Annotated in this window: 1 pseudogene; it reads right to left on the reverse strand. The window is 66.3% G+C overall.

From position 1 onward, the window contains the following. Window position 1 precedes the first annotated feature (1 nt). Window positions 2–9535, reverse strand: a pseudogene (locus tag KSS90_RS14540) (amino acid adenylation domain-containing protein); the annotation flags it as partial. Between the last annotated feature and the right edge of the window lie 108 nt (window positions 9536–9643).

Here is a 9643-nt window from a genome sequence, read left to right on the forward strand (position 1 = left end):
CTCAGACGCCCGCCATTTCATTCATCATTCTTTCGATATCGGACAAGCCGTCCTCGCTCAACGACAAGCCGGTGCTGGCACAGGCCTGGGCAAAATCATTCAATTGCGGTTTCTCGAATAGCAGGCGCAGGGGGATGTCGATGCCCAGGCCAGAGTTGATCTTGGAAATCAGCTGGGCCGCCAGCAGCGAGTGCCCGCCCAGCTCGAAGAAGTCATCGCCCAGGCCCACCCGCTCGACCTGCAGCACCTCGGCCCACAGTGCCGCCAGCTGCTGCTCCAGTTCACTGACCGGGGCCACATAGGCCGGCTGCGACTGGCGGGTATCGGGGGTCGGCAGTGCCTTGCGGTCGAGCTTGCCGTTGGGCAGCAGCGGCATACGCTCAAGCAGCACCAGGTACATCGGCACCATGTAGTCCGGCAGGCTGGCGCCCAGGTGCGCCTTCAGCTCGGCGCGCAGGCCGTCCTCGGCCTCGGGCATGGCGTTTGGCACCAGGTAGGCCGCCAGTTGCTTGCCGCCCGGGCCATCGATATCGACCACCAGCACCTCGCGCACCGCCGGGTGCTCGCGCAGGCGCGCCTCGATCTCGCCCAGCTCGATACGGAAGCCGCGGATCTTCACCTGATGGTCGATACGCCCGGCGTACTCGACCACGCCGTGCTCGCGATAGCGTGCCAGGTCGCCGGTGCGGTACAGGCGCCCGCCCGGCGTCGTCGCGAACGGGTCGGGGATAAAGCGTTCGGCGGTCAGCCCCGGACGATTGTGATAGCCGCGGGCGAGCAGCTCGCCACCGACCAGCAGTTCACCGATGGCGCCCGGCAGGGCCAGGTCGGCATCGGCATCCACCAGGTGAATCGAACGCCCACCCAGGGCCTTGCCGATCGGGATCTGCACCGGCAGGGGTTGCTCGCCGGTGACATAGGCGCTGCAGTCGTGGCTCATGACGCTGACGGTGGCCTCGGTCGGCCCATAGGTATTGAGCAGGCGCACATGGCCGAGCCCGGCCTGTTGCCAAGCCAGCACGCCATCGGCGGCCATGGCCTCGCCCCCCATGTGGATGCGCCGCAGCGAACCATAGTCGCGCGGCCCCTTGGCCGCGAAGTCCTTGGCCAGCAGGTACCAGTAGGCGGTCGGCAGGTCGGCGAAGGTGATGCCCTGGGTCACCACTTCACGGTAGAAGGTTTCGCTGTCCCACAGCGTCGGGCCGCGCAGCACCACGCTGGCGCCGCAGATCAGCGCCGGGTACAGCTGCTCGACGAAGGCGTCGAAGTTGAAGGTGGAGAACTGCAGCACCCGGTCGGCCGCCGACAGTTCGCAGAAGCCCTGGGCGACATGGGCGTGCCGGCTCAGGGCCGCGGCGCTGATGCCGACGCCCTTGGGGCGCCCGGTGGAGCCGGAGGTATACATGATGTACGCCAGGTTGTCGGGGTCGCCCAGCGCTGGCAGAGCATGGCTCGGCCAGGCATCGAGCGGCTCGCTGTCCAGGCACAGGCTGCGCACCTGCGGCGCCACGGCCAGGTCTTGCAGCTGGGCGCTGTGGCCGAGCAACAGGGCGATGCCACTGTCCTCCATCATGTAGGCCAGGCGCTCGTGCGGGTAGTCGGGGTCCAGCGGCACATAGGCGCCGCCGGCCTTGAGCACGCCCAGCAGGCCGACCACCATGTCCAGGCTGCGCGGCAGGGCGATGCCCACGCGCACGTCCGGACCGATGCCCAGGTCGCGCAGGCGGTGGGCCAGCTGGTTGGCGCGCAGGTCCAACGCTTGGTAGCTGAGCTGCTGCCCTTCGCAGATCAGCGCCGTGGCGTGCGGGGTACGCGCGGCCTGGTCGGCGATCAGCTGCTGCACGGTGCGCTGGTCAGGGTAGATCGCCTCGTGGCGGCTCCACTGCCCGAGGATGACCTGGCGCTGTGCCTCATCCAGCAGCGGCAGCTCGACGATCCGCTGGGCCGGCTGGGTGCTGACTGCCTGCAACAGGTTGAGCCAGTGCGCGGCCATGCGCTCGATGGTGGCGTGCTCGAACAGGTCGCTGACGTAGGTCAGGGTCGCGCCGAGGCCGTGTTCGCTTTCGAAAGTATCCAGGGCCAGGTCGAGGTGCGCCGTAGGGTTGCCCCAGCTCAGGCCTTCGATGCTCAGCCCAGGCAGTTCGCGTCCCTGGTCCGGGCGCTGGGCCTGGTGGTTGAACATCACCTGGAACAGCGGGTTGTGGCTCAGGCTGCGCTCCGGCTGCAGCGCTTCGACCAGTTGCTCGAACGGCAGATCCTGGTGCGCCTGGGCCTGCAAGGCGGCGTGCTTGACCTGTTGCAGTAGCTCGCTGAAGGTCGTGTGCAGCTCGAACTGCGCCTTGAGCACCTGGGTGTTGACGAAGAAGCCGATCAAGCCTTCGGTCTCGGCCCGGGTGCGGTTGGCGATCGGCACGCCGACACGGATGTCGGCCTGGCCAGTCTGGCGATGCAGCAGGCTCTGGAACGAAGCCAGCAGCAGCATGAACAGCGTCACCCCTTGCTGGCGCGCCTGCGCCTTCAAAGCCTGAACCAGCGGTGCCGGCACCTCGATGGCGAGGCTGCGACCGGCGTGGCTTTGCACAGTGGGCCGTGGATGATCGGTGGGCAGTTGCAGCACATAGTGCTCGCCGCCCAGCTGCGCCAGCCAGTAGTCCAGCTGGCGGGCCTGCTCGCCGGCCTCCATCCACTGGCGCTGCCAGACGGCATAGTCGGCGTACTGCACCGGCAAGGCCGGCTGCTCGGGTTGCCGGCCCTGGCTCAAGGCCAGGTAGGCGTCGACCACTTCATCGACCATGATCGGCATCGACCAGCCATCGGCGACGATGTGATGCAGGGTCAGCACCAGCACGTGATCGTCCTCGGCCAGACGCAGCAGGCGCACCCGCAGCAGCGGCCCCTGGGTCAGGTCGAACGGGCGCTGGATCTCACGTGCCACACGCTCGCGGACCGCCTCGGTGGAGGTGTCCTGCAGCGATTCCATGACCAGGGTGAACGTCGCGGGCGCGTGGATACGCTGCTGCGCCTCGCCACCTTGCTGATCGAAGGTGGTGCGCAGGCTCTCATGGCGAGCGATCAGGGTCTCGAAGGCCTGACGCAACGCCTCCGGGTTCAGTCGCCCCTTCAGTTGCAAGGCTGCAGGGATGTGGTAGGCGGCGCTATCCGGCTCCAGTTGCCAGAGGAACCACTGGCGCTGCTGGGCGTACGACAGCACCAGCGGCTGGTTACGGTCCGCCACGGTAATGGCGGGGGCCTGGCTGGCCGCACCCTCGCCTGCGGCCTGGGCGAAGGCCTGCAGGTCGGCGGATTCGAACAGGCTGCGCAGCGACACTTCCACATTCAGGCGCTGGCGGATCCGCGAAGTCACCTGGGTGGCCAGCAACGAGTGGCCGCCGAGTTCGAAGAAGTTGTCGTGCAAGCCGACTTGCTCGACCTTCAGCACCTCGCTCCAGATCGCCGCCAGTTGCTGCTCCAGCGCCGTGCGCGGGGCCACGTAGCCCTGCTGCAGCTGGCTGGCGTCCGGCTTGGGCAGGGCCTTGCGGTCCAGCTTGCCGTTGGCGGTCAATGGCCACTGCTCCAAGACCAGGAAGTGCGTCGGCACCATGTAGTCCGGCAGGTTGGCTTTGAGGTGCTGTTTCAGCGTATCGCGCAGGCTTGCATGGTCGACAGCTGGATCATTTGCGATCAGGTAGGCCGCCAGTTGCTTACCCCCTGCCCCATCGATATCCAGCACCAGCACTTCGCGCACCGCCGCATGCTCTTGCAGGCGCGCTTCGATCTCGCCCAGCTCAATACGGAAACCGCGGATCTTCACCTGATGGTCGATCCGGCCCACGTACTCGATCACGCCCTGTTCGCGGTAACGCGCCAGGTCGCCGGTGCGGTACAGGCGTCCGCCTTCGCTGGAGAATGGATCCGGCACAAAGCGTTCGGCGGTCAGCGAGGCGCGGTTGTGGTAACCCCGCGCCAGGCCGGCGTGGCCGACATGCAGTTCACCCGTGCAGCCCTTGGCCACCGGATTGAAATCGGCGTCCAGCACGTACATCGACAGGTCCGGAATCGCCGCACCGATCGGGCTGCCCGGCTGCTGGGTATCAGCGAAGCGGATCGGCCGGTAGGTCACGTGGACCGTGGTCTCGGTGATGCCGTACATGTTGATCAGGTTGTCGCAGTCTTCACCGAAGCGCTCGAACCACGGCTGCAATGCGGCCACATCCAGGGCTTCGCCACCGAAGATCACGTAGCGCAGCGAGAGGTCGGATGCACTGTCACAGGCCACGCGCATCAGCGGCTTGAACGCCGATGGGGTCTGGTTGAGCACAGTGACGCCCTGCTCCACCAGCAACTGGTGGAAGTCTTCCGGCGAACGCGTGGTTTCACGCGGCACGATCACCAAACGACCGCCGTGCAGCAGCGCACCGAAGATCTCCCACACCGAGAAATCGAAGGCGTACGAGTGGAACAGCGTCCAGGCATCCTGCGGGCCGAAGCCAAACCAGGCGTCCGTCGCCTTGAACAGGCGCAGCAGGTTGTGGTGCGGCAGCAGCGTACCTTTCGGTTTGCCGGTCGAGCCCGAGGTGTAGATCACATAGGCCAGGTTGTCCGGCTGGGTCAGGTGCTCGGGGTTTTCGTCGCTGTAGCCGGCCAGATCATCTTCCAGCTTCAGACTACGCACCTGCGCAGGCACCGGTAGGCCGGCCAGCAAATGGCCTTGTGTCAGCAGCAGTTGAATGCCGCTGTCTTCCATCATGTAGCTCAGGCGGTCCTGCGGGTATTCCGGGTCCAGCGGCACATAGGCGCCACCGGCCTTGAGGATCGCCAGCAGGCCGACAATCATCTCGAACCCACGCTCCACCGCGATGCCCACCAGCACATCTGGCCCCACGCCCTGCGCGCGCAGTTTATGCGCCAAGCGGTTGGCACGGCGGTTGAGCTGGTCATAGCTCAACGCCTGCCCGGCGAAGGTCACGGCGATCGCTTCAGGCGTGCGCGCCGCCTGCTGCTCGATCAGCGCGTGAGCGCATTCGGAGCTTGGGTAACGTTGTACATGCGCTTGCCACTCATCCAACTCGAGCGCATCGAGCAATGGCAACTGCGCCACGCGTTGAGCGCTGTCCTGGCAGATGCCCTGCAACAGATTGCGCCAGTACCTGCCCAGACGCTCGGCAGTGGCCGGATCGAACAATGCAGTGGCGTAGGTCAGGATGGCGCTCAACCCCGCGTCGTGCTCGACCGTGTTCAGGACCAGGTCGAACTGGGTGCTGCGGTCTTCCCATCCCAGCCCCTCGATCCGCAGCCCGGCCAGTTCCTGGGCCATGCCGGAATTTTCCGCCTTGTGGTTGAACAGCACCTGGAACAGTGGGCTGTGGCTCATGCTGCGCTCGGGCTGCAGCGCCTCGACCAGTTGCTCGAACGGCAGGTCCTGGTGCGCCTGGGCCTGCACGGCGGTGTGCCGGACCTGTTGCAGCAACCCGGCGAAGGTGGTTTGCGGCGCGAACTCAGCCTTGAGCACCTGGGTGTTGACGAAGAAGCCGATCAGGCCTTCGGTCTCGGCCCGGTTGCGGTTGGCGACCGGAACGCCGACGCGCACCTGCGATTGACCACTTAGGCGGTGCAGCAGCACCTGGAATGAGGCCAGCAACAGCATGAACAGGGTCACGCCCTGTTGCCGTGCGGTGGCTTTCAACGCCTCGGCGAGTTCCGGCTCCAGGTGGATATCCAGGCGTGCCCCGGCATGACTTAGCTGCAACGGGCGTGGGCGGTCGGCAGGCAACTCCAGCAGCGGTTGCTCGTCGCCCAGTTGCTGGCGCCAGTAGTCGAGCTGGCGAGCTTGTTCGCCCGCCGCCATCCACTGGCGCTGCCAGGCGGCGTAATCGGCGTACTGGAACGCCAGGGTCGGCAGCTGCGCCTCGGCGCCCTGACGGTACCCGGCATACAGACGCACCACTTCATCGACCATGATCGGCATCGACCAACCATCGGCGACGATATGGTGCAAGGTCAGCACCAGCACATGCTCGTCGGCGGCCAGGCGCAGCAGCCGAGCGCGCAGCAACGGACCGTGCTCCAGGTCGAACGGCTGCGCGATCTCTTGCGCGACCCGCGCCTGAAGCGCCTCGCTTGTTACCGGTTCGACAGGCAGGTCGAAGTCACCTGCAGCATGGATGCGTTGCCAGGCCTGTTCACCTTCCTGATGGAAGGTAGTACGCAGGGTTTCGTGACGGGCGATCAGCGCGGCGAAGCTGCTACGCAGTGCATCGATGTCCAGCTCGCCCTGCAGGCGCAGGGCCGAAGGGATGTTGTAGGCGGCACTGGCCGGCTCCAGTTGCCAGAGGAACCACTGGCGTTGCTGGGCGTAGGACAAGGCCAGCGGCTGGTTGCGGTCCACGACGCTGAACGCCGGAGCCTGGCTGGCCGCACCTTGGCCGGCGGCCTGGGCGAAGGCTTGCAGGTCGGCGGACTCGAACAGGCTGCGCAGCGACACTTCCACATTCAGGCGCTGGCGGATGCGCGAGGTGACCTGGGTGGCCAGCAACGAGTGGCCGCCGAGCTCGAAGAAGTTGTCGTGCAGGCCCACCTGCTCGACCTTCAGCACCTCGGCCCAGATCGCCGCCAGTTGCTGCTCCAGTTCCGTGCGTGGCGCCACGTAGCCTTGTTGCAGCTGGCTGGCGTCCGGCTTGGGCAGGGCCTTGCGGTCCAGCTTGCCGTTGGCGGTCAATGGCCACTGCTCCAAGACCAGGAAGTGCGTCGGCACCATGTAGTCCGGCAGGTTGGCTTTGAGGTGCTGTTTCAGCGTATCGCGCAAGGTTGCGTGATCTACATTCGCGTCCTGGGCAATCAGGTAGGCGGCCAGTTGCTTGCCCCCTGCCCCGTCGATATCCAGCACCAGCACTTCACGCACGGCGGCGTGCTCTTGCAGGCGCGCTTCGATCTCGCCCAGCTCGATACGGAAACCGCGGATCTTCACCTGGTGATCGATCCGGCCCACGTACTCGATCACGTCCTGTTCGCGGTAACGCGCCAGGTCGCCAGTGCGGTACAGGCGCCCGCCTTCGCTGGAGAACGGGTCCGGTACGAAGCGTTCGGCGGTCAGCGAGGCGCGGTTGTGGTAACCCCGTGCCAGGCCGGCGTGGCCGACATGCAGTTCACCCGTGCAGCCCTTGGCCACCGGATTGAAATCTGCGTCCAGCACGTACATCGACAGGTCCGGAATCGCTGCACCGATTGGGCTGCCCGCTTGTTGCGTGTCGGAGAAGCGGATCGGCCGGTAGGTCACGTGGACCGTGGTCTCGGTGATGCCGTACATGTTGATCAGGTTGTCGCAGTCTTCACCGAAGCGCTCGAACCACGGCTGCAATGCGGCCACATCCAGGGCTTCGCCACCGAAGATCACGTAGCGCAGCGAGAGGTCGGATGCACTGTCACAGGCCACGCGCATCAGCGGTTTGAACGCCGACGGGGTCTGGTTCAACACGGTCACGCCCTGCTCCACCAGCAACTGGTGGAAGTCTTCCGGCGAACGCGTGGTTTCACGCGGCACGATCACCAGGCGGCCACCGTGCAGCAGCGCACCGAAGATCTCCCATACCGAGAAGTCGAAGGCGTACGAGTGGAACAGCGTCCACACATCCTGCGGGCCGAAGCCGAACCAGGCGTCGGTGGCCTTGAACAGGCGCAGCAGGTTGTGGTGCGGCAGCAGCGTACCTTTCGGCTTGCCGGTCGAGCCCGAGGTGTAGATCACATAGGCCAGGTTATCCGGCTGGGTCAGGTGCTCCGGATTCGCGTCGCTGTAGCCAGCCAGATCATCTTCGAGAGACAGGCTGCGCACATGCGCCGGTACCGGCAGGCCGGCCAGCAAATGGCCTTGTGTCAGCAGCAGTTGAATGCCGCTGTCTTCCATCATGTAGCTCAGGCGGTCCTGCGGGTACTCCGGATCCAGCGGCACATAGGCGCCCCCAGCCTTGAGGATCGCCAACAGGCCGACGATCATCTCGAACCCGCGCTCCACCGCGATGCCCACCAGCACATCTGGCCCCACGCCCTGCGCACGCAACTTGTGCGCCAGGCGGTTGGCGCGGCGGTTGAGCTGGTCGTAGCTCAGCGCCTGCCCGGCGAAGGTCACGGCGATCGCTTCAGGCGTGCGTGCCGCCTGCTGCTCGATCAGCGCGTGGGCGCACTCGGTGCTCGGGTAGCGCTGCACATCAGCCGTCCACGCCCCCAGCTCAGCCGCATCGAGCAACGGCAACTGCGCCACGCGCTGGGCGTAATCCGCGCAGATGCCCTGCAACAGGTTGCGCCAATGCCGGCCAATGCGCTCGACCGTGGCCGCATCGAACAGCGAGGTGGCGTAGGTAAACGCCGCAATCAGCCCACCCTCGTGCTCGGCCGTGTTGAGGATCAGGTCGAACTGGGTGGTCTGCCCTTCCCAGCTCAAGCCCTCGACCTGCAGCCCGCCCAGCTCACGGACCATGCCCGGGCTTTCGGCCTGGTGGTTGAACAGCACCTGGAACAACGGGTTGTGGCTCATGCTGCGTTCGGGCTGCAGCGCCTCGACCAGTTGCTCGAACGGCAGATCCTGGTGCGCCTGGGCCTGCAGCGAGGCTTCACGCACCTGCTGCAGCAACGCGGCGAAGGTGGTCTGCGGCGCGAACTCGGCCTTGAGCACCTGGGTGTTGACGAAGAAGCCGATCAGCCCCTGGGTTTCGGCGCGGGTACGGTTGGCCACCGGTACACCGACACGGATGTCGGCCTGCCCACTGTAGCGGTGCAGCAGGGTCTGGAAGGAGGCCAGCAATAGCATGAACAGGGTCACCCCCTGCTGGCGCGCCAGGGCCTTGAGCCCCTGCGCCAGGGAGGCATCGATATCGATGGCCAGGCGTGCGCCCTCGAAGGTCTGCACCGACGGCCGCGGGCGGTCGACAGGCAGCTCCAGCAGTGGCTGCTCGCCCGCCAGCTGCTCGCGCCAGTAACCGAGCTGGCGCTCCTGCTCGCCCGCCTCCATCCAGTCGCGCTGCCACAGGGCGTAGTCGGCGTACTGAATCGGCAGCTCGGCCAGGGTCACCGGCGCGCCGAGGCGCAAGCCCTCGTACAGGCGGATCAGCTCGTCCACCAGGATCGGCGTGGACCAGCCATCGGAAACGATATGGTGCACGGTCAGGATCAGCACATGCTCTTCAGGCCCCAGCACCAACAGCCTGACCCGCAGCAACGGCCCATGCTCCAGGTCGAACGGCTGCTGCACCTCGGCCTCCACCCGCGCGCGGATGGCTGCCTGCAGGTCCGTCGAATCCGCAGGCACGAAGGGCTCCACCGCCAGCGCCACGGGCATTGGCGGATGGACGATCTGCACCGCCCCGTCACCCTCCTGGCGGAAGGTGGTGCGCAGGGTTTCGTGGCGCGCCACCAGGCTGTCGAAGCTGCGCTGCAACGCCTCGACATCCAGCGTGCCCTTGAGCCGCAGCGCCGCCGGGATGTTGTAGGCGGCGCTGTGCGGGTCGAGCTGCCAGAGGAACCACTGGCGCTGCTGTGCATAGGAAAGCGCTGCCCCGTCCGCCGAGTCCCTTCTGAAGATCGGGGTGACCCCGTAGAGGTTGACACCCTGGCGCTTGAGCAAGGCTGCCAATGCCTTGCGCTCCCTGGTGGACAG

It is taken from the genome of Pseudomonas maumuensis (assembly GCF_019139675.1).
Lineage (GTDB): Bacteria > Pseudomonadota > Gammaproteobacteria > Pseudomonadales > Pseudomonadaceae > Aquipseudomonas > Aquipseudomonas maumuensis.